The following is a 25058-nucleotide window of genomic DNA, read 5'->3' as shown; positions in this document are numbered from 1 at the left end:
TGCAGCCAATCAGCCACCAATAAATGATAAATTTTGCGTAATGCCGCTATTACCTTGATGCAAGAAATGAGTTTGCTTCTTGGTTTGCAATGCACTTTGAATTCGCGCCATTAATTCATATTGCTGGTCATCACTGCCTAACAAATCACGCAGCGTGATACCCTGCTCGCCAAATAAGCATAAATGCAGGTTTCCCAGTGCAGAAACACGTAGGCGGTTGCAACTGGCACAGAAGTCTTTCTCATAAGGCATGATAAGCCCAATCTCCCCTAAGTAGTCCGGGTGATGGAACACTTGAGCGGGGCCGTCACTGCGGGCGCGCTCTTGCTGTTGCCAGCCTTGCTGGAGTAATTGCTGACGGATAACATCACCGGAAACATGGTGTTTGCGGAACATATTGCCGCCCTCACCGGTCTCCATCAATTCGATAAATCGCAGTTGAATGGGCCGAGATTTTATCCAGCTAAGGAATGCCCCGAGATTCTTGTCATTGACATCCCGCATCAGTACGGCATTGATTTTGACTTTCTCAAAACCCGCATCAAAGGCGGCATCAATCCCTTGCATCACTTGATGAAATTTATCTTGCCCAGTGATGGCATGAAATTGTCGAGGGTCGAGGCTATCAACACTGACATTAATCGCCGTCAACCCCGCCTCGCGCCACTGTGCGGCATCACGCGCTAAACGATAACCATTGGTGGTCACCGCCAAAGTGCGGATCGCGGAATTTTGACGAATGGTGGCGATGATGTCGGTAAAATCGCGGCGCATAGACGGCTCGCCGCCAGTTAAACGGATTTTTTCAGTTCCTAACATGGCAAATGCACGGCTGACGCGACTTATTTCGTCTAGGCTTAGGAAACTTTTTAATCCGTCCGGGCGATAGCCATCAGGCAGGCAATATGTGCAACGAAAATTGCACACATCTGTAATCGATAGGCGCAAATAATAGAACTTGCGCGCAAATGCGTCTGTAAGTTGTACCATAACACCTTTCCAAATACGGGAGATGCAGGCATTTCTACCTCGCACCCTGGTGGCATAAAGCCACGGCCAGAGCATCATATTGTCCATAAAAGCAACAACGTAGACACCAAGGCTAGGAGTTTGTGCTCAGACGCTGTTTGCTCGCAGCTAACTGAACCATGGTTAAAAAAGCAAAATTCGCTACAGCGGCTAACCGCCAAAGACCTTACTTTATTTGCAGATTCTAACGCTAAAACGACAAGATAGCCAATCGCTGTTTTTCGTTATATATTTTTATATACAACGACTTACGCCACAAAAATTAGGGTTATTGAGCTTATTTTATTCCGCGGCTAATACTTTGTTTAAAATCACGAAAATCATGGCTTTTATCGCGTTTTGGCAGCAAATCCGTTAACTTATGCAGCAATTTCACCATTAGCTATGCTTATTACAATATTTAGGCAGGAAAAATATGCGAAATCGCACATTAGCGGATCTCGACCGGGTAGTTGCATTAGGTGGAGGGCATGGGCTGGGGCGGGTGATGTCAGCTCTTTCATCTTTAGGTTCACGCCTGACCGGTATTGTTACCACCACTGATAATGGGGGGTCGACCGGCCGCATACGCCGCTCCGAGGGGGGAATTGCCTGGGGGGATACTCGTAATTGTCTGAATCAATTGATCACTGAACCCAGTGTAGCTTCCGCAATGTTCGAATACCGTTTTACCGGCAATGGTGAACTGGCGGGCCATAATCTGGGCAATTTAATGCTCAAATCGCTGGACCACCTTAGCATCCGCCCTCTTGAAGCCATTAATCTGGTGCGTAGTTTGCTGAAAATCGATGCATGGTTGATCCCAATGTCAGAACAACCTGTCGACTTGCTGGCCATAGATACTGAAGGGCATCCGATTTACGGTGAAGTCAACATTGACCAACTTGCACATATGCCACAAGAAATGCTGCTATCACCCCATGTCCATGCAACCAAGGAAGCGATTGAAGCTATCAGCCAGGCGGATGTTATTTTAATCGGCCCGGGCAGTTTTTTGACTAGCCTGATGCCACTGTTATTGCTCGATGATCTCACTCAAGCTCTACGGCGTAGCTCGGCCAGTATGATTTATATTGGCAACCTAGGGCGCGAGCTAAGTATCGCCGCCGCGGAGCTGTCATTGCACGAAAAACTGGCAATAATGGAAAGTAAGATTGGCAGAAAAATCATTGATGCCGCTATTGTCAGCCCGCGTATTGATATCAGCGGAGTTACGGACAGAATCATTGTACAGCAGCCCTTGGAAGCCAAAGATATCCCCTATCGCCATGACAGGGAGCTACTGCGCCTGGCGCTGGAAACCACCTTACAGCAATTGGGTGGCGTAAGTTCTGTGTCAGTGGGCTAGCCCAGTGAGTTACGAAATTTTTCTTCTAAAGCCGCAGTATCATTCATGTGGATGTATAGCTCTTCCACTTTAGTACGCGCCCACGGAGTTCGCCGCAAAAATTTCAAACTAGATTTAATGCTCGGATCGCTGATGAAACAGTTGATCCGAATGCGGTGTGCCAACTCTTCCCAGCCATAGTGCTCGACCAATTTGGTCAACAATTGTTCAAGGGTAATGCCGTGTAACGGATCTTTTGATACATGGTCGTTCATCATTTTCCCTTTTTATTTATCTATTAACCCTAAATTTAGCGGCACACCTTACGAGGAATCGAGGTATGCCGCAAGCTATTAAGATATGGCGATAAACTGCTGGCGCAGCTGATGTACCTGATCGCGTAATTCTGCCGCCTGTTCGAACTCCAGATTTTGCGCGTGAGTGTACATTTTCGCTTCCAACTCCCGGATTTTTTGATCAAGCGCTTTCGGTGCCAGAGATTGATAATCATGGGTATCAACCACTTTACCGCCCCGCCCTTTCCCTTTGCCACGCAGTGAAGGTTGGCCCAATTGCAGAATATCGCCGACTTTCTTGTTGAGCCCCTGTGGAATAATGCCACGCTCTTCATTGTAAGTTTGCTGCTTAGCCCGACGCCGCTGCGTTTCGCCAATGGCTTTTTCCATCGAGGCTGTAATTCTGTCGCCATAAAGAATAGCTTTACCATTGAGGTTACGTGCTGCACGGCCAATGGTCTGGATTAAGGAGCGCTCAGAGCGCAGGAAACCTTCTTTATCCGCATCAAGGATAGCGACGAGAGAAACCTCCGGCATATCCAGCCCTTCTCGCAGTAAGTTGATCCCCACCAGCACATCAAACTCGCCCAGCCGCAAATCGCGGATAATCTCTACGCGCTCAACGGTATCAATATCCGAATGCAAGTAACGTACCCGCGCACCATGTTCTACCAGATACTCAGTTAAATCTTCAGCCATCCGCTTAGTCAGCGTGGTCACCAGTACCCGCTCATTAATCGCGGCGCGGATGCGGATCTCTGACAGCAAATCATCCACCTGTGTTGCCACAGGGCGCACCTCAATCAATGGGTCGAGCAAGCCAGTTGGGCGCACCACCTGCTCAATAATATCGCCACCGGATTTCTCCAGTTCATATTTGCCTGGTGTAGCCGAAACATAAATGGTCTGGGGCGCCAGAGCTTCGAATTCTTCAAAACGCATAGGGCGGTTATCCAGCGCCGATGGCAGTCGGAAGCCATATTCCACCAATGTTTCTTTACGCGAACGGTCACCTTTGTACATCCCACCGATTTGCGGGATAGTGACGTGAGATTCATCAACAATCAGCAAACCATCCGCCGGTAAGTAATCGAAGAGTGTTGGCGGCGCTTCACCCGGCCCACGGCCAGAAAGATAGCGAGAATAGTTTTCAATGCCGGAGCAATAGCCCAGCTCATTCATCATTTCCAAGTCAAACTGAGTTCGCTGCGTAATACGCTGTTCTTCAACCAATTTGTTGTTGGCTAATAGCACCTGACGCCGCTCAGCCAGCTCAACTTTGATGTCTTCCATTGCCTGTAAAATTCGCTCCCTCGGGGTCACATAGTGCGTTTTAGGATAAACAGTAAAACGGGGAACTTCGTGCTGTAACTGGCCAGTGAGTGGATCAAAGATGGATAAGCGCTCGACTTCCTCATCAAATAACTCAACCCGCACAGCCCATTCATCAGATTCCGCCGGGAAGATGTCGATAACCTCACCACGTACCCGGAAAGTACCGCGTTGAAATACCTGATCATTGCGACTGTATTGCAACTCTGACAAACGCCGTAAAATTGCGCGCTGATCAATTATCATGCCCTTGGTTAAATGCAGCATCATTTTCAGGTATAAATCAGGGTCACCCAAACCATAAATGGCAGAGACCGAGGCCACCACCACGACATCACGCCGCTCCAGCAGGGCCTTAGTCGCCGATAGCCGCATTTGCTCGATATGCTCGTTTACCGAGGCATCTTTCTCAATAAAGGTATCAGAGCTTGGGACATAGGCTTCAGGCTGATAATAGTCATAGTAAGAGACGAAATATTCTACTGCGTTATCGGGGAAAAACTCTTTCATCTCGCCATAAAGCTGTGCCGCCAAGGTTTTGTTGGGCGCTAGCACCATCGTGGGTCGATTCAAATCAGCAATAACATTGGCAACCGTAAAGGTTTTACCCGAGCCCGTCACCCCTAACAGCGTTTGGTGGGCCAGACCATTTTCCAGCCCCTCCTCCAGTTTACGGATGGCCTCAGGCTGGTCACCTGCTGGCTTAAACTCAGAATGTAGTTTGAATAATTTACTCATGAATTTGTTACCCGCCGGAGAAATACACACTGTCAGGAGGCTAATTATGAAAGCCCCATAGATTTTTGCCACTGCTATGATACTGGATATAAAACCAGCTTCAAGCAGCAAAATGCCGAAATATCTCTCAATGCGAGAACCTTTGCATTATTTCAGTGACATGCTACTAACATTTGCACCCTCAACGTATTCTTATCCCCAGCCGTTAACATAAATATATTACTGATAGTTAATTGATTAAAGATCATCCATATATACAAGCCATATTTTTTGAATGCTTGATTTTAGTTAACACATTGAAATAAAAGTATTTTATTAAAAAGTCGAGAATCCGGACAACACGAGCGGAAGCCGCGCCCGCTCTCGTCTGCCTTTAGTTTTCTATGGCTAATGCACAAGGTTATCCACAGGAATGGTGGATAACTCATTCAACCCCATGAGGGCCGCGTGTTGGCGAAAAGCAAAGCTTAGCGATGTAATAGTGACAAACTGGCTTTTTTAGTGTTTTTTTTACATTTTTATTTCACCGCATATTTCAATTAATGCTAACAAATCTATTTGCTAATTCTATAATCTCAACATTCCAGGTGTACCAACTCAACACTCACCGGCGTGACTATATCGTTTGCACCATGTTCTACTTGATAGCACTGCTTAAGTGCAAAAAATGCCGGTTCCTCTCCTATCCCCCCGCAGTTTGAGCTATTTGTGTGTATTCTCGCGCACCAAAACCATTTACAGCCCATTAACATACCTATTTTGGCTCGGTTCGCCACAACTTGGCCCAAGAGTTGCTTGATCTTGGTAGATAGTGACTTGCAACCCCTCATCAGAAAGGTGGTTTTTTATGCTGTGCTGCCGCTATCCAGTATTCAGATTTGCTGGTTAATCCTTCACTAGCCGTTACAGAACACCGGGATACCTGTGAACAACTGAGACTGACTAAGGAGAAGCACTGATGCTAAGTTTAACCGCTGTAAATCAATACTATGGGCAGAATCATATCCTTTGGGATATCAATCTGGAGATTCCACGCGGTCAATGTACTTGTCTGATTGGCCGTAACGGCGTCGGGAAAACCACATTAATTAATTGCATCATGGGCCATCTGCCCATTAAAAGTGGCACCATGATCTGGCAGCCTAACCATGAACCACCACAGAATTTGCTACAGCAGCCAGTCGAGGGGCGGACAGCACTGGGCATCGGCTATGTTCCTCAAGGACAACAGATATTTTCCCAAATGAGTGTTGAGGAAAATATGTTGATAGCCGTATTGGCGGGCCGCCATAAATCGCGCCATATTCCGAGCTGGGTGTTTGAGTTGTTTCCCCAGTTATATGACAAACGCCGTCTGCGGGGTGGCGAACTCAGCCGCCATCAGCAGCAACAATTGGCCATTGCCCGCGCACTGGTAGCCGAGCCGGAACTGCTTATCCTTGATGAGCCGGGTTGCGGCGTGTTACCGCCACTGTGTGAAGAGATGGGTAATATTTTGCACCAGCTCAGCCATAGCCTTGGCATGACGGTATTATTAGTCGAACATAGATTGCCATTTATTCAACATGTTGCGGATAGATTCTGTCTGATGGCAGGCGGCAGGAATGTGGCGCAAGGGACGTTAGATCAATTGGATGAAAATATGATTATTGAGCATTTAGCCAGTTGATATGGTGCAGGCAAGCTCCGTCAGCAACATATTGGAGCAAAAAGAAAAAGTAGGCTAATAACCGGTATTAGCCCTTTTCGTCGTCTAATGGCTAAAAATCCGTATTTACCTTGGTACTGCCAATAAGTTCAAATCCAAATAGCGGCCAAGGTCACGCCGCTCAGTGGTGGGATTAGTTGCAAGATCAGTAAGATGGGGAATACCCCCCAATAATGGCGCACTTATCATCCGTGTCAGTGTTTCCCTGTATTCAGATTGCCGCCTACCAGCCGGTATCACCTCGTTTGTTACCCAGCCTGCCAGAGTCAGCCCCGCCTGCTCAATTGCCAAAGCCGTCAACAATGCATGATTGATGCACCCCAGCTTTATCCCAACAACCATAATCACCGGCAATTGTTCTTGTTGCACCCAATCGGCAAAAGTGGCTTGGGGGGACAGCGGAGTAAACCAGCCCCCCGCCCCTTCGACCAGTATCCAGTCAGCGGATTGCTCCAGTTGACGTAATCCTTCAGATAACACAGATAAATGAATCTCTTGCCCTTCACTGACGCTAGCAATATGTGGCGAGGTCGCCTCTTGCAATACCAGTGGATTCACCTGCGCATAAGACAATACTTGAGTGCTGTTAGCCTGTAACGCCAGTGCGTCACTGTTACGCAAGCCATCAGCCGTCATCTGGCTGCCCGAGGCCACCGGTTTATAACCGGCAGTGCGATGTCCCTCAAGTGCAGCAGCTTGTAATAATGCACAGCTGGCAACTGTCTTACCGACATCAGTATCTGTGCCGGTGATAAACCAACGTTTAGTCACGATAAATAACCCCATAAACTAGATGGTAACTCAGCGGGTAATAACCGGATTGCATATTATAAGCGCGCTGTAAGGCTATTAGGCGTTCGCGGCCACTCAACCCAGCCTCCCGCCCCTGATGCAAATGCGTGGCACCAATGCCCTGTAGCGAGCGCATAAGCGCAATGACATTCGGAAACTGTTGCTGATACAACTGCGGTGTCAGTGTGTGCCGATAGCTCTGACAAGCCGCGCTAATATGCTGAAATGATAGAAAATCATTCACATGCCGCTTGCCATCAACCTGTTGCCACGCTCGCCCCAACTCATCAAGCGAGCCGCTTGCCAGTGTCGAAAACAGAATGATTCCTCCGCTACGTGTAACCCGATACAGTTCTGCCAACGCTAGCGGTAAATCGGCGCACCACTGCACCGCTAAGTTGCTAAAGCTGATATCAACTGATTGATCCGCTAGCGGAATATTTTCAATATCGGCGAGAAGATAGTCATCGGCAGCTTGATGTTGGCGGGCATGTTCCAGCATCCCGACCGCCAAATCCAAGGCAATTACCTGCTTACCGTGATCGCGCCACAGGCGGGAGAAATGCCCAGTGCCGCAGCCCGCATCCAATACAGACCGCCCCGGATGCTGCACCCCGAGGGCCAGCAAGGTATGACCGGTTTCACGCTGTAAATCAGCAGCGGTGTCGTAACTGCCAGCAGCCCGGCTAAAAGCCGCCGCAATCGCCGGTTTATTGACTTGGCGCTGATTGATTGCCAGCGGTAGCTTGTCAGTGACAAATGCCATATAGCACCTCCAGCAACCGGTCGATATCCTCACGTTGGTGGGCGGCACTCAGGGTAATACGCAATCGAGCCCCACCGGGTGGGACAGTCGGCGGGCGAATGGCGGTGGCCCATAAACCCGCCGTGCGCAGTTGCTCCGCCAGGGCCACTGTCCGCTGATTGTCACCCACCAAGAGCGGCTGGATGGCGGTTTCAGAGGCCCCTAATGACAGCGTTAAATCTGCCGCACCGCGCCGAAATTGCGCAATACGTTGCTGAAGTTGTTGCCGTAAATCATCACCTTGCTGAATACGCAGCAAGGCGGCTTGCAAAGCACAGGCCTGCGCCGGTGGCATCGCGGTGCTGTAAATCAGGTGACGTGCATATTGCAACAAATATTCAGCCACCGGTTCCTGACACAATACTGCCGCGCCGCTTAAACCAAATGCCTTACCAAAAGTGACTACCAATAGCGCTGGTTTCACCCCTTGCAACTGACAGCTACCCCGCCCCGCATGCCCCCGCACGCCGATGCCATGGGCATCATCCACCAGTAACCAACCCCCTGCCGCCGCAGTCTGTTGTTGTAAAGCCGCCAACGGCGCACTGTCACCGTCCATGCTAAAAACGCCTTCCGTCACCACCAACGTTTGGCCCGAACACGGCTTATGCAGCAATTTTTGCAGAGAATCGGGTTGATTGTGAGCAAAACGCCGCAGTTGAGCCGCTGAGTGCGCGGCGGCCTCCAGCAAAGAGGCGTGACTGAGTTTATCCGCCAAAATTCGGTCATCAGCAGCGGTTAATGCCGCTAATACCGCCTGATTGGCCGCATAGCCGGAGATAAACAACAAGGCGCGTGGGTAACCCAGCCAATCGGCCAATTGTTGTTCCAATTGGGCATGAGGCAAGCTGTAACCGGTCACATGGCCGGAGCCGCCGCTACCGACCCCATAGCGCTGCGCGCCCTGCTGCCAAGCCGCAATCACACCGGCATCCTGACTTAGCCCCAGATAATCATTACTGGAAAAGTTAAGATATCGTCGAGCCCCCGTCTGCAACCAGCGGCCATTAGCGCCGTCATTCATCTGGCGAGTGCGATAAGCTGCCGCCTCGCGCCGCTGCTGTAAACCCCGCTCTATTTTGTTCTGCCAGCTCATCAGACTGCCGCGTTGTAAAATTGAACCGCATCCTCGGGCAAAGAATCGCTATGCAATAATTGCTCGGTCAAGGCCTGCTGCTGCTCACGATCGCCGTGATGAGTTGCCGTCTGCTGTGGGTTTAGCCCCAACTTACGGAATAACTGCAAATCTTTATCTTCTTCCGGGTTCGGTGTGGTGAGTAGTTTGCAGCCGTAGAAAATGGAGTTAGCACCCGCCATAAAGCACATAGCCTGGGTCTGCTCATTCATCTGCTCACGACCAGCAGAGAGCCGCACATAGGAGGTGGGCATCATGATGCGGGCAATCGCGATAGTGCGAATGAAGTCGAACGCATCCACATCTTCGTTGTTTTCCATTGGCGTGCCTTTCACTTTGACCAGCATGTTGATCGGCACACTTTCCGGCGGTTTCGGCAAATTCGCCAGTTGCACTAACAGCCCTGCCCGGTCACGCACCGTCTCCCCCAGCCCGACAATCCCGCCGGAGCAAACCTTGATGCCGGCATCGCGCACTTCACTGAGAGTATCGAGCCGCTCCTGATAACTGCGGGTGGTGATAATGCTGCCGTAGAATTCCGGCGAGGTATCCAGATTGTGATTGTAATAATCCAGCCCGGCATTGGCCAGCCGATGGGCTTGCTGCTTGTCCAAAGAACCCAGAGTCATACAGGTTTCCATCCCCATCGCCTTAACACCTTCGACCATTTTTTCCAAATAAGGCATATCGCGCTCATGTGGATTTTTCCAGGCCGCCCCCATACAGAAACGGGTTGAACCAGCAGCTTTGGCTTTTTTTGCGGATTCCAGCACTTGCTCGACCTGCATTAATCGCTCACTTTCCAGCCCGGTTTTGTAGCGCGAACTTTGTGGGCAATATTTGCAATCTTCCGGGCAAGCACCGGTTTTAATCGACAACAAGGTACTGACCTGAACCTGACGCGGATCAAAATGTTGACGATGAATTTGCTGAGCTTCAAATAATAAATCCAGCAAAGGTTTTTCAAACAGGGCTTGGGCTTGCCCGACGGTCCAGCGCATATAATTTGCCATTACGGCCTCTCCAGGGAAGAGAAAAAAGTGTCGTCAGTGTAGATAAACTCGATATACTGTCAACCATTCTTACATCAATTTGGTTTACAACTTATCCTCATGACACCTTCTGATCTGGCTTTTGACCAACGCCATATTTGGCATCCCTACACTTCAATGACTGATCCGCTCCCCTGCTATCCGGTGGTGGCAGCCGAGGGGGTTGAGTTAGAACTGGCTGATGGTCGGCGATTGATTGATGGCATGTCGTCATGGTGGGCGGCTATTCACGGATACAATCACCCGGCATTGAATCAGGCAGCCCATCAGCAGTTAGATAAAATGTCGCATGTCATGTTTGGCGGCATCACTCATCCGCCAGCAGTGAAGCTGTGCCAACAACTGGTCGCCATGACGCCACCGGCGCTGGAATGTGTATTTCTGGCGGATTCTGGCTCAGTGGCGGTAGAAGTTGCCCTGAAAATGGCTTTGCAATATTGGCAAGCAAAAGGGGAGCGGCGACAGCGGATTTTGACCCTGCGCCATGGCTATCATGGCGATACCTTCGGCGCGATGTCAGTGTGTGACCCGCAGAATTCCATGCACAGTTTGTATCAGGGCTATTTAGCGGAAAATCTGTTCGCTAGCGCGCCACAATGCCGTTTTGATGAGGAGTGGAACCCGGAAGACACCACGGATTTTGCTGCGATGATAGCAAAACACTCGGGTGAGATTGCGGCGGTGATTTTAGAGCCCATAGTGCAAGGCGCGGGCGGGATGCGAATTTACCACCCCGCTTATTTGCGTGAGGTAAGAGCACTGTGCGATCAGCATCAAATTCTGTTGATTGCTGATGAAATCGCCACCGGTTTTGGCCGCACCGGTAAACTTTTCGCCTGTGAACACGCACAAATCGTGCCAGATATTCTCTGCTTGGGCAAAGCGCTGACAGGGGGGTATCTGACATTATCGGCCACACTGACCACCCGAAAAGTGGCAGAAACCATCAGTAATGGTGATGCCGGGTGCTTTATGCACGGGCCGACATTTATGGCAAACCCGCTGGCTTGCGCGGTGGCCTCGGCGAGTTTGAATTTATTGGCTGAAAATCACTGGCAACAGCACGTTTCCGCCATAGAAACTCAATTAAAACAAGCCTTGCTGCCATTAGCAGAACACAAAGCGGTGGCAGATGTGCGAGTGTTGGGGGCGATCGGAGTAGTGGAAATGAAGCAGCCAGTTAATGTCGCCCGCCTACAACGCGGCTTTGTCGAACACGGGGTGTGGATCAGGCCCTTTGGCAAGCTGATTTACCTGATGCCACCTTATATTATTTCGTCGGAGGCATTATCCCGGCTGACGGATGCAGTGGCGTCTGCGGTAGTCAGTGCCAATTAGAAAAATGACCTTATTGGCGTCATTGTTGCAGTCAGTTTGAATGCGGACAGCGCACAGTAACCGGAGCGTACAAAAAAGTACGTGAGGATTACCAGCACTGCCCACATTCAAAATGGCAAGTAAAATAGCCTATTTCGCCAAAATACTCACCCACATCGGGCCTTTCCCGACCGGGTAGCGGTTTAGCGTGGTCAGCTCACCGCTGTTCTGATCAATGCGATACACTTCAATATGATCGGATTTTTGACCGGAAGAAATCAGGAAGTTACCGCTATGGTCAATATTGAAACCGCGCGGCTGTGCTTCCGTCGGATGATGCCCGACCAATGCAATCTCTCGCCCGTCGTCAGAAACACTGAAAATACCCAATAAACTGGCAGTACGGTCACTAATATACAGATGGCGGCCATTTGGCGTGATATGAATATCCGCCGCCCAGCGGGTGTCGGTAAAACCAGCCGGCATGGCATCCAATGTTTGAATAATCTTATATTCTTGGCCGTTATTGCTGATTTGGTATACATCAACCGAGCTATTCAGCTCATTCACACAATAAGCCACCTGCTGATTAGGGTGGAAGGCCATGTGACGCGGGCCAGCACCTGCGGCAACAGTCACATTCGCCTGCGCATGTGGTGTTAATTTGCCCGCCGTACTCAAATCAAATAACCGCACTTTGTCTTCTTTCAGACAAGGCACCAACAAGATTTGATTGGTCGGGTCAATATTTGCCGAGTGCGGTGCGGGTAAATCATCCAACTGCTGAATAGGGGCCTGTACCACACCATGCTCATCAATAGGGCTGATACTGACACAGTTGAAACTGTAAGAAGCAGAGAACAAGAAACGGCCTTGTAAATCCGTACCAATGTGAGTTGGGCTGCCCGGCAGGGGTGCCATACCGGCGGCAGTTAAGGTGCCATCATCGCCGATATTGTAGCTAACAATGCCAAAATCAGGACGAACGCCAACATACAGGTGGCGCTGGTTTGGATTGATGCTCATCGGCTGCACTTGGCCCGGTACGTCAACCGTTTGCAGTAACGTTAATGCACCGGAGGAATCTAATTGCCAGACATGAATCTGTTGACTGTCTGGGCTTGCCACGTAAACCACTTGCTTCATCTTTACTCCTTAGTCGGGCCTGTTGGGCAAATCTACTTGGTATTATTTATACCTTAGATAATACAACAGTCCGCCGTCGCGCGGCTCAAAACTTATCCCGCTTATTTTTAACCGATTATGCTCCCTGTTCCCCAGTTTGGTTTAATCAGCCTGCTATCCGGTGTACCATCAGAAAATACTGTTCAAACATATTATTTCTCGCCTTGGGATTAGAATCGCTATGACATACCGTATTATTGCATTGGATCTGGATGGAACACTGCTCGACAGCAAGAAACGTATTTTACCAGAATCTTTATCCGCACTGGCCCAAGCACGGGCTGAGGGTGTGAAAGTGGTGGTGGTCACTGGCCGTCATCATGTGGCGATTCATCCGTTTTATCAGGCTTTAGAGCTAGATACCCCAGCAATTTGCTGTAACGGCACCTATATATATGATTATCAAGCCAAAAAGGTTTTGGATTCCAATCCATTACAACCTCAGCAGGCGGTTCAGGTATTACAATTGTTGGAGCAAAGTGATATCCACGGGTTGATGTATGTCGATGACGCGATGCTCTATCAGCAGAGCAGCGGGCATGTGGTTCGCTCCCTGAGTTGGGCCGAATCATTGCCGGTTGCCCAGCGCCCAACACTGCTTCATGTCGATAGCTTGTTAGAGGCTGCCCACAGCGCCAATGCTATCTGGAAATTTGCCACTTCCCATGCCGATATTGAGCAACTAAAAGTATTCGCCAGCAAAGTAGAAGATGAAATGGGGCTGGCGTGTGAATGGTCGTGGCATGATCAGGTGGATATCGCGCAAGCTGGTAATAGCAAAGGAATGCGCCTGCAACAATGGGTTGAATCTCAAGGATTAAGCATGAAAGACGTCGTGGCTTTTGGTGATAATTTTAACGACCTGAGTATGCTTGAGAGCGCCGGTTTGGGTGTGGCGATGGGTAATAGCGCCGATGCCATCAAACAACGAGCTGATTTGGTGATTGCCGATAACGAACAGCCGGGCATTGCCGCGGTTATCCGCCAGCATGTGTTGGCTTAATCATTAAGCCGAAAAAAGCGCCTTGGTGATGGGCGCTTAGGTTAATGATAAACCCAGTATAAAACCAAATGAGTGAAGGGGCGACTGTCCCTAGGGGCGCTTCGGTCGTTTACGCGACTATGCCCCAACGGAACATTTCCCCTTCAATCGACTTTGTCAGCAGTGTGAGGCGCCTCGATGACGTGCGATTTAACCTGTTGATAATAGTTAATTTTTTCGATTAAACGACACGCTTTTTATCTGCGCGTAAACCCACTGGCCCGGCTTCAGCCCCAGTTCATCCCGCGCCCAGGGTGTAATTCTGGCCCATAACCATTGGTCGCCAACCGCCAGTTTGACATCAATCTGCCCATCAACTTCGAGGCATTCGGCTATTTTGACCGGCAAAATATTGCGAATACTGCTGTTTTGCGGCGGTTGCAACACTAATGAAACATCCGCCGCATTAATCCGGATGCGCATTGAGTCGCCCTTTTGCGCCTCCAGTTTACCGACCCACAACCGCTGGTCGCCGAGTGCCAATGCCGTCATCGCATAGCGATCATGATGACCAATGACATTCACTCGCAATATGCTGCTCGGCTCTTCTCGTTGCAGCCATGGCCGCAGTGCGCTACTGGCCCATACTTCCTCCAGCCCACCCACTGCCCGCACTTTACCGGCATCCATCACCACTACTTGATCCGCCAGACGCAAAATCTCATCCATACTGTGACTGACATACAATATCGGGGTATTGACGTCTTGCGCCAAGCGCTCCAAATAGGGCAACAGCTCACGTTTACGCGGCAAATCCAGTGAGGCCAAGGGTTCATCCATCAGCAGCAGCTCAGGGGCGGTCAGTAATGCACGGCCAATGGCCACCCGCTGTTTCTCGCCGCCAGAGAGGGTCAGCGGGAAGCGCCCTAATAGCGCCTCAATACCCAGCAACCCTACAATGGTATCAAACTGCCCGCGCATCGACGGGTTCATGCCATATTGCAAGTTGCCCATCACGCGATAGTGCGGGAACAAGCGGGCATCCTGAAAAACATAACCCACGCGGCGTTTTTCCGGCGGCAGATAAATCCGCTGTTCTGCATCCACCAGCACCCGGCCATTGAGCACAACTTTACCTTGCTGCGGGCGAGTCAGGCCACCAATCACATTGATTAATGAGGTTTTACCGGCCCCCGACAAACCAAAAATCGCCGTAATCCCCTGCGCAGGTAAATGAGTGGAAACTTGCAGATGCAAATCGCCCAATTGTTGACTGAAATCCAGTTCTAGCATGGTGCCCCCATGCGTTTTTTGCCCCAACGCGCCAACCATTCGGACAACAACAGAGAAACCAGTGACAAAATAATGGCGATGATACACAGCCGCGCCGCCGCCGCTTCAGCGCCGGGAGTTTCAATCAGGGTGTACATTGCCAGAGGGATCGTGCGGGTTTCGCCGGGAATATTGGAAACGAAAGTGATAGTCGCACCAAACTCCCCCAGCGAACGGGCAAAAGATAATACCGTACCGGCAATGACCCCCGGTAAAGAGAGCGGCAGGGTAATGGTGAAAAACACCCGCCACGGATTCGCTCCTAATGTGCGGGCTGCAAGCTCCAGGCGGGTATCGACCGCTTCCAGCGCCAGCCGGATGGCCCTGACCATCAGCGGGAAAGCCACCACCGCCGAGGCCAGCGCCGCGCCGCGCCAACTGAAACTGAAATTAATACCAAACCAGCTATAGAGCCATTCGCCAATAAAACCGCGCCGCCCCATACTTATCAACAGCAAATAACCAATCACCACTGGCGGCAACACCAGTGGCAAATGAATCACGCTGTCTAACAAAGACTTACCGGGGAAGCGGCAGCGTACTAAAATCCATGCCATTAAAATACCTAATGGCAAACTGCACGCCACCGCCACACCAGAAACCTTCAGGCTCAGAATAATGGCCTGCCACTCATACTCACTCAATATCATTAGCGTGTGGTAAATCCATATTTTTCGAAAATAACCGCCGCTGCCGGGCTTTTCAGGTAATCATAAAAAGCAGTAACGGCAGGATTTTCATGACCCTTAACAATCGCCATTGGGTATTCAACCGGTTTATGACTCGCTTCTGGGAATACCCCCACAACTTTCACTTTATCGCTAGCAATAGCATCTGAGCCATAGACGATACCCAGTGGCGCTTCGGCCCGCTCGACCAATGCCATAGCACTGCGAACATTATTGGCGCGCGCCATCTCAGGGGCTAAAGTTGACCAGGCACCTAAATTCTCTAATGACTCTTTGGCATAAATCCCGGCAGGAACATGGTCAGGATCGCCGACAGCCAGGCGGCCACCATCTAACAATTTCTTCCAATCGGTTTTTTTATCAATTTCGACTTTATCAATTTTGCTGTCTTTTGGCGCGATCAACACCAGTTCATTACCTAACAAAGTATAGCGAGTGTTAGCCACCATTTGTTGTTTATCAATGGCATAATCCATCCATTGCTGGTCAGCCGAGATAAACAAATCCGCCGGTGCGCCCTGCTCAATCTGGCGCGCCAGAGTAGAAGACGAAGCGTAAGAAGCCACGACATCAACTTGCTTTTCTTTTTTATACTGTGCCGAAATGTCTTGCAGCGCATTGGTCAAAGAGGCCGCAGCAAAAACCGTAATGTCAGCCGCCATAGCTGAACTGGAAAATGCCGCCAACAGTGCTGCACTCGCAACCCATTTATTCACTTTACCGTATTGATTCTTCATCTTGTTCTCCGCATGAATGATATCGTTATATACGTTGAAATATAACGTAACATGCCAGGCAGGTCATTCAGTTTATCGGCAAGATGTGAGGTAACTTGAGTTGTCGCAAGATAACGCCAGAAAGGCAGCAAAAGATAAAAACGAAAATGCCCGGCGTCAATCCACCAGGCATTTATAAAATCAGACAGTGATAAAATAGAAATTACTGTGTCAAAAAACTGTATTAAGTGCGCTCTTTCTTATGACTGCTTTTGGAGATGATGTTAAATACCTCACCCAGCCCATAGATCAGGCCCAAAATCACTGCCATCACTACCGGAACCATGACCACAGCAAAGAGCAGACTTTTCAATAGATCTAACATACCAACCTCTCATGACCACTTTATAGCGCGATAAACCACGTTATCACAATAACAAATAGATATCATTCTCTGTAATTTATGCGAGCAATGAATGAATTCAGTTATTTTAACCCACACTAAAAGAATGTAACCTGCCAAACGTGCGGTTTGAACCTCGGCGCTATCCACTTGATGTTCATTGGATATACATCGATTGTTGAGTCACAATATCCGTTTCCCGCTGGAGCAAATAATCATGCAGGCCGAAATCCTCCTTACGTTAAAACTTCAGCAGCGACTGTTTGCCGATCCACGACGTATTTCATTACTTAAACAAATACAAAATACGGGTTCTATCAGTCAGGGCGCGAAACTCGCTGGGATTAGCTATAAAAGCGCCTGGGATGCCATCAATGAAATGAATACATTGGCAGAGGAAACACTGGTCGAGCGCGCGACGGGTGGCAAGGGTGGCGGCGGTGCTTTTCTGACCGGCTATGGCGAGCGTTTAATTCAGCTTTATGATTTGCTCGCGATAATTCAACAAAAAGCCTTTGATACCCTGAAAGACGACTCAATGCCGCTGGACAGCTTACTCGCGGCCATTTCTCGTTTTTCACTGCAAACCAGTGCCCGTAATCAATTTTTCGGTACAGTGATTGAGCGCGACCACCAGCATGTTCAGCAACACATCAATATTCTTTTATCTGACGGCAAAACTCGCTTATCTGCAGCGATAACCCAGCAAAGTGCCGATCGACTACAACTGGCCACCGGTAAAGAAGTGCTGGCGCTTATCAAAGCGCCCTGGATAAAGCTGGTGACCGACCCGGCATTGGCGGGTGCTGCCGATAACTCACTGCCAGGGACGGTTAGCAGTATTGAGCCAGGTAATGAACACAGCGAGGTTATCCTGACCTTAGCGGGAGGTGCCAGCCTCTGTTCAACACAGAATAACAGCGAGTTGCACAAACTTAATTTACGCGTGGGCAGCCAGGTTATTGCACAATTCAATGCGGATCGGGTCATTATCGCGACACTTTGCTAAATAATTGAGGTTAGTTATTAACCATGGGCAAGGTATTTACTGTTGACATTTAACCCTATTCCGCCTATCCCTACATTATTATAACGTTGCAGAATATGGGAAAGATGATGTCTGAGTTGCAAATATCGCAAGGTTGTTTCCGCCTGAGTGACACCCGAACACTCATCTTGCCCGAGCTTTATATCTCCTCCGGTGACCAGAAACAGCCGGGCGATAGTTGGGCGTTTGTCGGCGCTAATGGCAGTGGGAAATCGTCGCTGGCCAAAGCGTTATCAGGAGAGTTGACCCTGCTTAACGGCAACCGCCAGAGCAATTTCAACCATATTGTGCGTTTGTCCTTTGAGCAACTTCAACAGTTGGTCAGCGAAGAATGGCAGCGCAATAACACCGATTTACTCAGTGCCGATGAAGATGACACCGGGCGTACCACGGCCGAAATCATTCAGGAAGAATGTAGTGACCCGCCACGTTGTCAACAGTTAGCCGAGCAATTTGGTATCAGCCACTTACTCTCACGCCGTTTTAAGTATCTTTCGACCGGCGAAACCCGCAAAACACTGCTGTGCCGGGCATTAATGCCGCAACCCGACCTGCTGATTCTGGATGAGCCGTTTGATGGCCTGGATGTCGCGGCCCGTGCGCAGTTGGCTGGCATGTTATCCACCCTGTCAGCCCACGGGGTCACACTGGTTTTGGTCCTTAACCGCTTTGATGATATCCCCGATTTTGTGCAATACGTCGGGGTGCTCGCCGACTGTCAACTGACTCATACCGGCCCGCGCCAACAGATCCTTGCCGAAGCACTGATTGCTCAATTGGCACACAGCGAAAACCTCGATGGTTTGTTATTACCCGAGACGGAAAACCCACAGCAACACGCCCGCCCACCCCAAGATAAACCACTGATTATATTGCGTAATGGGGTGGTTGAATATAATGATCGCCCTATTTTGCATAACCTGAACTGGCAGGTTAACCCCGGCGAACACTGGCAGATTATCGGCCAAAATGGCGCAGGAAAATCAACTTTACTCAGCCTGATAACTGGCGACCATCCACAAGGTTACAGTAATGATTTAACGCTGTTTGGCCGCCGCCGTGGCAGTGGGGAAACAATCTGGGATATCAAACGCCATATCGGTTACGTCAGCAGTAGCTTGCATTTGGATTACCGTGTCAGTACTAACCTGCGTACCGTGATTTTATCCGGCTTTTTCGATTCAATTGGTATTTATCAGGCTGTATCAGACCGGCAGCAGCAACTTGCCGATCAATGGTTGGCTTTGTTGGGGTTCTCCGCCGCGACGGCAGCTCAACCCTTCCACAGTTTATCTTGGGGGCAACAGCGGTTAGCACTGATCGCCAGGGCGTTGGTTAAACATCCTGCGCTATTGATTCTTGATGAGCCGCTACAAGGTTTAGATCCACTCAACCGCTTGTTAGTACGCCGTTTTATTGATGTGATGATCGGCGAGGGAGAAACTCAACTGCTGTTTGTCTCTCACCACGCAGAAGATGCACCGCAGTGCATTACCCACCGGCTGACTTTTGTTCCCGACGGCGATATCTATCAATATCAACAGGATAAATTGCCCCGCTGAATGCGGCTAACATATTCATATAGTTATATTTCATTCAAAAGTCAGCAGCGATTTTCACCCCAATTCTAGGGGTTACTGACAGTCATTTATGCTACTATTCCCACTGTCAGCTATGATTCATGCTGACACTGGGAAGGGTTTCGATTATCCGGTTTAAAATAGTTAGGATTTAACAAATAAAGGGATTATTTATGTGGGGCGTACTTGCTGCATCACTGCTTTTCTTATCAATTAACCGGGTACTCTCCCTGTTTCTCTTGGCTTTATCTTTGCTTATAGCGCTTTATCACGGCGTTCTGACGCTACCGTCGGCGGGGTTCTTGCTGCTGACACTGGCCGTTGCCCTGCTGCTGAAAAAATACCGCCAACAAAAATGGCTGACCGCCGGGCTGGAATTGCTCTTAGTGCTCGCCGCTATCGCCTTATTCCTGCATCTGGTTCCGGGTTTTAATAACCTAAAAATATTAGATAAAGTCAAAGTTGGGCCGCTCAGCACCGCCTTTAGCATGTATTACAACCTTGATAAGGCGCTGATACCCTTTATTTTACTTGCTTGCCTCCCTACTTTATTTGTCGCCAAAAAGCATCTCTCTGTCGGGCGGCTTGGCTGGGTAAGTTTGATTGTCAGTATCCCAGCATTGCTACTGCTGGCGGTCGCCTTAGGCGGTTTGAAAGTTGAAATGCACACTCCAGCATGGGTTGGCTCCTTTGTTATCGCTAACGTGTTTTTTGTGTGTTTGGCCGAAGAAGCACTCTTTCGCGGCTATTTACAGCAACGCCTAAGTCAATGTATTGGGAATTACCCAGCGCTGCTGCTCACTGCTTTGCTATTCGGTGCAGCACACTTTGCAGGCGGCCCACTGTTAATGGTATTCGCAGCATTAGCAGGGGTGATTTATGGTTTAGCATGGCTGTGGAGCGGCCGTTTATGGGTGGCCGTGGCCTTTCATTTCGGCCTGAATTTAATGCATTTGTTGTTCTTTACCTATCCGCTGTATTCCACTCACTGACCTTTACTGACTGCGGCCCAATGCTACTTTTTCCCCCACGGCATTGGGGCGTGGCTATCACTAACAGGATATTCCTGCTAAATTTATGGATGAGAACGCTACCATTTCCCTTTCTATTTATCATGCCCGAAGTTTCTGCATTTTTGCCCATCCTGACTGATTGCCCTGTATTAATACCCTGACAGAGATTAAACTAGAATAAAATTAAATGTAAACGATTCCATTATTGAGCGCAGATCACCTTTTCTCACATAATGGCATGCTATCTTTCTGAGACGAAATTGATTCGAGGAGTCTTTATGTACGTTCTGGTAACGGGTGGTAGCGGTTACATTGGTAGCCATACCTGTGTACAGTTGATTGAAGCGGGTTACAAGCCCGTCATTCTCGACAACCTTTGCAACAGCAAATCCAGCGTATTAGCTCGGATACATCAATTGACCGGCCACACACCTGAACTTTATCAAGGTGATATCCGTGACCGCGCCCTACTCGACCAGATATTTGCAACTCATCCTATTCATGCTGTCATTCATTTTGCCGGCCTAAAAGCCGTGGGCGAATCCGTCAGTAAACCACTGGAATATTACAATAATAATGTCTTCGGCACCTTAGTCTTGCTGGAAGCGATGCGCGCCGCCGAGATCAAAAACTTTATCTTCAGCTCTTCCGCCACGGTGTATGGCGATCAACCGCAAATTCCTTATGTTGAAAGCTTCCCGACCGGCCTGCCTTCCAGCCCTTATGGCCGCAGCAAATTAATGGTTGAGCAAATCCTGCAAGATGTTCAATTAGCTGACCCGCAATGGAATATGACTATTTTGCGCTATTTCAACCCGGTGGGGGCACATCCGTCAGGGCTGATGGGAGAAGACCCACAGGGCATTCCGAATAACTTGATGCCGTTTATTGCGCAAGTTGCGGTAGGCCGCCGTGAATCACTGGCGATATTTGGCAATGACTACCCAACCCCTGATGGCACTGGGGTTCGTGATTATATTCATGTGGTCGACTTAGCTGATGGTCATGTCGCGGCGATGAAAACACTACACAACCAGCCCGGCGTGCATATTTTCAATTTGGGTGCGGGGCTCGGCCACAGTGTTTTACAAGTGGTCGAGGCCTTCAGTAAAGCTTGCGGTAAGCCTCTGGCTTACCATTTTGCGCCACGTCGCGCCGGTGACCTCCCAGCGTATTGGGCGGACTCCAGCAAAGCCGCGGAACAGTTGGGTTGGCGAGTCAGCCGCTCACTGGATGAAATGGCTGCTGATACCTGGCGCTGGCAATCACATAATCCTCAGGGTTATCCCGATTAAGGTATTGTTATGACTGAGTTTAACCCTGTGGATCACCCACACCGCAGATATAATCCGTTAAGCGACCAATGGGTATTAGTCTCGCCGCATCGGGCCAAACGCCCTTGGCAAGGTCAACAGGAAACGCCTGCGACGGAGAGTTTACCCGCGCACGATGCTGATTGTTTCTTATGCCCCGGCAATACCCGGGTGACCGGCGACGTCAACCCTGATTACCCGTCAACCTATGTTTTTACCAATGACTTTGCCGCGCTCATGCCCGACACCCCTGACGCGCCGCCAAGTGATGATCCTTTGATGCGCAGCCAAAGTGCACGCGGCACCAGCAGAGTTATTTGCTTTTCACCGGATCACAGCAAAACATTACCGCAACTGACATTAGCTGCACTGGAAGATGTTATCCAAACCTGGCAACAACAAAGTGCCGAGTTGGGTAAAATTTACCCTTGGGTACAGGTATTTGAAAATAAAGGCGCGGCCATGGGCTGCTCGAATCCCCACCCGCATGGGCAAATTTGGGCCAATAGCTTCCTGCCGAATGAAGCCGCGCGCGAAGACCGACTACAACAGCACTATTTTCAGCAACATCAATCACCTATGCTGCTTGATTATGTCGAGCGTGAGTGCCGTGACGGCAGTCGAACGGTGGTTGAAACCGAACATTGGTTAGCCGTGGTGCCCTACTGGGCGGCGTGGCCGTTTGAAACCTTGCTGCTGCCCAAAGCCCATGTGCTGCGTTTAGAAGATTTATCCGATGAACAGCGCCATGATTTGGCGATTGCCCTGAAAAAACTGACCAGCCGCTATGACAATCTGTTCTCATGTTCTTTCCCTTACTCAATGGGATGGCACGGCGCGCCTTATAATGCGGGTGACAACGCGCATTGGCAGTTACATGCACATTTTTACCCGCCATTACTGCGCTCGGCGTCAGTACGGAAATTTATGGTGGGTTATGAAATGCTGGCCGAAACCCAGCGAGACCTGACAGCAGAACAGGCGGCTGAACACCTGCGGGCAGTCAGTGATGTTCATTATCGAGAAGCTGGAGCCAAATAATGAGTTTAAAACAGCATACCCAGGACATTTTCCGTCAACAGTTTAGCCACGAACCTGAGATCACCATTAAAGCACCGGGCCGCGTCAATATCATCGGTGAACATACTGATTATAATGATGGTTTTGTGCTGCCCTGCGCCATTGATTATGAAACCGTGATCAGTTGTGGCAAACGCGATGACCGCCAGATTCGTGTCATTGCAGCGGATTATGAAAATCAGCAAGACATATTCTCGCTCGATGAGCCGATTATCCCGCATGAGCAATATCGGTGGGCAGATTATGTGCGCGGGGTGGTAAAACACCTGCAACTGCGCCATGCCGATTTTGGCGGGGCAGATTTGGTTATCAGCGGCAATGTCCCACAAGGCGCTGGCCTGAGTTCCTCTGCTTCTTTAGAAGTGGCGGTCGGCCAGGCACTGCAATCACTCTATCAGTTGCCCCTGAGTGGTGTCGAACTGGCGCTCAATGGGCAGGAAGCTGAAAATCAGTTTGTCGGCTGTAACTGCGGCATCATGGATCAGCTGATTTCGGCTCTCGGTAAACAAGACCACGCGCTGTTGATTGACTGCCGCACTCTTGAAACGCGCGCCGTACCGATGCCAGAAAACGTCGCGGTGGTGATTATCAACTCCAATGTGAAGCGCGGTTTGGTGGATAGCGAATACAACACCCGCCGTCAGCAATGTGAAACCGCAGCGCGCTTCTTTGGGGTTAAAGCCCTGCGCGATGTTGACACTAAGCTGTTCTTCTCCATTGAGAATGAGTTAGACCCAGTGGTGGCGAAACGTGCCCGCCATGTGATTACCGAAAATGAGCGCACTTTGGCCGCGGCGGATGCACTGGCTGCTGGCGATTTGAAATTGATGGGGCAATTGATGCACGAGTCTCATATTTCAATGCGTGATGATTTCGAGATCACAGTTCCGCCGATAGATAGCCTGGTAGATATTGTGAAATCCGTTATTGGGGAGCAAGGTGGTGTCCGTATGACTGGCGGTGGTTTTGGCGGCTGTATTGTCGCACTAATGCCAAATTCGCTGGTCGAGCAAGTTCGTGCCGCTGTTGCGCAGCAATATCCAGCATACAGCGACGGCAGGACTGAAACCTTTTACGTTTGCCAAGCTTCACAAGGAGCGGGTTTATGCTGAAAAACGACGCTGCATCACCAAGCAGTGTTGACCAGTTAGCACCGGATGGTCACCCCTTTGAATTGACCGAATTACATAATAAAGCGGGCATGAGCGTGACGCTGATGGATTGGGGCGCAACCTGGCTATCGGCTATATTACCGCTAAAAGGGGGCGAAAAACGCGAATTGCTGCTGGGCTGCCAAACCCCGGCCGACTATCTGCGTCAGCGCGCTTATCTTGGGGCAACCGTTGGCCGCTACGCCAACCGCATTGCAAAAGCACAAATCACTGTGGAGGGTGAAACCTTTCATTTGATAGCAAACCAAGGTGAGAATCAGTTACATGGTGGCCCTGAGGGATTCCATACCCGGCGCTGGAAAAAGGTTAAGCAGGATGAAAAACAGGTGACTTATCAACTGTTTTCTCCTGATGGCGATCAGGGGTTCCCCGGTAATCTGACTGTCGAAGCCCAATATTTATTGACCGAAGATAATCGTCTGGAAATTCACTATCAAGCGCAGGTCGATAAATCCTGCCCAGTCAACCTGACCAATCATGCTTACTTTAACCTGGATGGCGAAGGGATAGACGTTCGGGCGCATCGATTACAGTTATTCGCTGACCGCTACTTACCCTCGGGCAGTGATGGACTTCCCATCGGCGGGCTAGAAAGTGTTGAAAGAACTGGCATGGATTTCCGCCAAGCCAAAACGCTGGCGCGCGACTTCCTAAAAGACCGTTGCCAGCAGCGGGTGAAGGGCTATGACCATGCTTATCTGCTGCACCGGACTTGTGGTGCGACTGAAAGCCCGGCGGCCCATTTGTGGTCATCCGATAATCAGGTCCAAATGAGTGTCTACACCACAGCTCCTGCATTGCAGCTCTATAGTGGCAACTCCCTGAGCGGAGCCCCCGCACGCAATGGCGGAAGTTATGCGAACTACACCGGTGTGGCGTTGGAAAGTGAATTCCTGCCAGATAGCCCTAACCACCCAGAATGGCCACAACCTGATTGCTGGCTAAAACCGGGGAAAGTCTACCACTCGACCACTGTTTATCACTTTATCGCGCTATAATTTTATCTCGCTATAA

The 25058-nt window shown here is 49.8% G+C and carries 23 protein-coding genes and 1 riboswitch; of the genes, 11 read left to right on the top strand and 12 right to left on the bottom strand.

What is annotated here, in order from left to right:
* Window positions 1-9 precede the first annotated feature (9 nt).
* Window positions 10-990 carry a GTP 3',8-cyclase MoaA gene (gene moaA, locus DX162_RS12800; RefSeq protein ID WP_032820283.1) on the bottom strand — a complete coding sequence of 327 codons (981 nt, stop codon included), beginning with the start codon at window positions 988-990 and terminating at the stop codon, window positions 10-12.
* Window positions 977-1121, bottom strand: a riboswitch (molybdenum cofactor riboswitch). Its footprint overlaps the gene before it by 14 nt.
* A gap of 323 nt (window positions 1122-1444) precedes the next feature.
* Here moaA and yvcK point away from each other — a divergent pair.
* Window positions 1445-2377, top strand: coding sequence for a uridine diphosphate-N-acetylglucosamine-binding protein YvcK (gene yvcK / locus DX162_RS12795; protein ID WP_004391548.1), 933 nt, complete (start codon window positions 1445-1447; stop codon window positions 2375-2377).
* Here the strand turns inward: yvcK and DX162_RS12790 are convergent.
* Complete coding sequence (locus tag DX162_RS12790; RefSeq protein WP_032820285.1) at window positions 2374-2631, bottom strand: VF530 family protein; 258 nt, start codon at window positions 2629-2631, stop codon at window positions 2374-2376. The genes yvcK and DX162_RS12790 overlap by 4 nt on opposite strands.
* Before the next feature lie 78 nt (window positions 2632-2709).
* Window positions 2710-4722 (bottom strand): excinuclease ABC subunit UvrB, encoded by a 2013-nt coding sequence (gene uvrB / locus DX162_RS12785; RefSeq protein WP_032820286.1) that lies wholly within the window; start codon window positions 4720-4722, stop codon window positions 2710-2712.
* Window positions 4723-5680: 958 nt separating this feature from the next.
* Here uvrB and DX162_RS12775 point away from each other — a divergent pair.
* Window positions 5681-6391, top strand: coding sequence for an ABC transporter ATP-binding protein (locus DX162_RS12775; RefSeq protein WP_004391550.1), 711 nt, complete (start codon window positions 5681-5683; stop codon window positions 6389-6391).
* Between the two features lie 105 nt (window positions 6392-6496).
* Here DX162_RS12775 and bioD read toward each other — a convergent pair whose 3' ends face one another.
* Genes bioD through bioB form a run of 4 tightly spaced genes read right to left on the bottom strand, consistent with a single transcriptional unit; the run spans window position 6497 to window position 10175 of the window.
* Entirely contained in the window at window positions 6497-7201 is a 705-nt protein-coding gene (gene bioD / locus DX162_RS12770) for a dethiobiotin synthase (protein WP_032820302.1), read from the bottom strand.
* Window positions 7194-7988, bottom strand: a complete 795-nt coding sequence (bioC, locus tag DX162_RS12765; protein WP_032820288.1) for a malonyl-ACP O-methyltransferase BioC — start codon at window positions 7986-7988, stop codon at window positions 7194-7196. The genes bioD and bioC overlap by 8 nt, the downstream gene beginning before the upstream one ends.
* A complete protein-coding gene (bioF, locus tag DX162_RS12760) occupies window positions 7972-9123 on the bottom strand; it encodes an 8-amino-7-oxononanoate synthase (RefSeq protein WP_004391553.1) in 1152 nt (383 codons plus the stop codon). The genes bioC and bioF overlap by 17 nt, the downstream gene beginning before the upstream one ends.
* Window positions 9123-10175 (bottom strand): biotin synthase BioB, encoded by a 1053-nt coding sequence (bioB, locus tag DX162_RS12755; RefSeq protein ID WP_032820289.1) that lies wholly within the window; start codon window positions 10173-10175, stop codon window positions 9123-9125. The genes bioF and bioB overlap by 1 nt, the downstream gene beginning before the upstream one ends.
* A gap of 99 nt (window positions 10176-10274) precedes the next feature.
* Between bioB and bioA the strand changes: the two genes are divergently transcribed.
* Window positions 10275-11552 (top strand): adenosylmethionine--8-amino-7-oxononanoate transaminase, encoded by a 1278-nt coding sequence (gene bioA, locus DX162_RS12750; RefSeq protein WP_004391554.1) that lies wholly within the window; start codon window positions 10275-10277, stop codon window positions 11550-11552.
* A 129-nt stretch (window positions 11553-11681) separates the two neighbouring features.
* On the opposite strand, the gene pgl is transcribed toward bioA, so the two are convergent.
* Window positions 11682-12677, bottom strand: coding sequence for a 6-phosphogluconolactonase (gene pgl / locus DX162_RS12745; RefSeq protein WP_004391555.1), 996 nt, complete (start codon window positions 12675-12677; stop codon window positions 11682-11684).
* Between the two features lie 220 nt (window positions 12678-12897).
* Here pgl and DX162_RS12740 point away from each other — a divergent pair, with 220 nt between their 5' ends.
* On the top strand, window positions 12898-13719 hold the full coding sequence (locus tag DX162_RS12740) for a pyridoxal phosphatase (protein ID WP_032820290.1): 822 nt from the start codon (window positions 12898-12900) through the stop codon (window positions 13717-13719).
* 207 nt (window positions 13720-13926) lie between these two features.
* On the opposite strand, the gene modC is transcribed toward DX162_RS12740, so the two are convergent.
* The 4 genes from modC to DX162_RS12720 form a co-directional block, all read right to left on the bottom strand.
* Complete coding sequence (gene modC / locus DX162_RS12735) at window positions 13927-14991, bottom strand: molybdenum ABC transporter ATP-binding protein ModC (protein ID WP_050118093.1); 1065 nt, start codon at window positions 14989-14991, stop codon at window positions 13927-13929.
* The gene (gene modB / locus DX162_RS12730; RefSeq protein ID WP_032820291.1) at window positions 14985-15680 is read right to left on the bottom strand and encodes a molybdate ABC transporter permease subunit; all 696 of its coding nucleotides are present in this window, start codon (window positions 15678-15680) and stop codon (window positions 14985-14987) included. The genes modC and modB overlap by 7 nt, the downstream gene beginning before the upstream one ends.
* Window positions 15680-16456: a molybdate ABC transporter substrate-binding protein gene (gene modA / locus DX162_RS12725; RefSeq protein ID WP_004391558.1), complete on the bottom strand. Its 777-nt coding sequence runs from the start codon at window positions 16454-16456 to the stop codon at window positions 15680-15682. The genes modB and modA overlap by 1 nt, the downstream gene beginning before the upstream one ends.
* Window positions 16457-16679: 223 nt before the next feature.
* A complete protein-coding gene (locus DX162_RS12720; RefSeq protein ID WP_004391559.1) occupies window positions 16680-16820 on the bottom strand; it encodes an AcrZ family multidrug efflux pump-associated protein in 141 nt (46 codons plus the stop codon).
* 235 nt (window positions 16821-17055) lie between these two features.
* Between DX162_RS12720 and modE the strand changes: the two genes are divergently transcribed.
* The 7 genes from modE to galM all read left to right on the top strand — a co-directional run bounded on the left by modE (window position 17056) and on the right by galM (window position 25042).
* Complete coding sequence (modE, locus tag DX162_RS12715; protein WP_032820292.1) at window positions 17056-17847, top strand: molybdenum-dependent transcriptional regulator; 792 nt, start codon at window positions 17056-17058, stop codon at window positions 17845-17847.
* A 107-nt stretch (window positions 17848-17954) separates the two neighbouring features.
* Window positions 17955-19448 carry a molybdate ABC transporter ATP-binding protein ModF gene (modF, locus tag DX162_RS12710; RefSeq protein ID WP_032820293.1) on the top strand — a complete coding sequence of 498 codons (1494 nt, stop codon included), beginning with the start codon at window positions 17955-17957 and terminating at the stop codon, window positions 19446-19448.
* A gap of 191 nt (window positions 19449-19639) precedes the next feature.
* Complete coding sequence (locus DX162_RS12705; protein WP_004391564.1) at window positions 19640-20458, top strand: CPBP family intramembrane glutamic endopeptidase; 819 nt, start codon at window positions 19640-19642, stop codon at window positions 20456-20458.
* A 299-nt stretch (window positions 20459-20757) separates the two neighbouring features.
* Window positions 20758-21774 carry a UDP-glucose 4-epimerase GalE gene (gene galE, locus DX162_RS12700; RefSeq protein WP_004391565.1) on the top strand — a complete coding sequence of 339 codons (1017 nt, stop codon included), beginning with the start codon at window positions 20758-20760 and terminating at the stop codon, window positions 21772-21774.
* Between the two features lie 9 nt (window positions 21775-21783).
* Window positions 21784-22833 (top strand): galactose-1-phosphate uridylyltransferase, encoded by a 1050-nt coding sequence (gene galT / locus DX162_RS12695; protein ID WP_032820295.1) that lies wholly within the window; start codon window positions 21784-21786, stop codon window positions 22831-22833.
* Complete coding sequence (galK, locus tag DX162_RS12690; protein WP_004391566.1) at window positions 22833-23984, top strand: galactokinase; 1152 nt, start codon at window positions 22833-22835, stop codon at window positions 23982-23984. The genes galT and galK overlap by 1 nt, the downstream gene beginning before the upstream one ends.
* Window positions 23978-25042 carry a galactose-1-epimerase gene (gene galM / locus DX162_RS12685; RefSeq protein WP_032820296.1) on the top strand — a complete coding sequence of 355 codons (1065 nt, stop codon included), beginning with the start codon at window positions 23978-23980 and terminating at the stop codon, window positions 25040-25042. Before galK ends, galM begins: the two co-directional genes overlap by 7 nt.
* Window positions 25043-25058: the final 16 nt, after the last annotated feature.

Origin of the sequence: Yersinia kristensenii (assembly GCF_900460525.1) — a bacterium.
Lineage (GTDB): Bacteria > Pseudomonadota > Gammaproteobacteria > Enterobacterales > Enterobacteriaceae > Yersinia > Yersinia kristensenii.
Note: the sequence above shows the minus strand (reverse complement) of the source record. Positions and strands in the feature narration are given on the sequence as shown.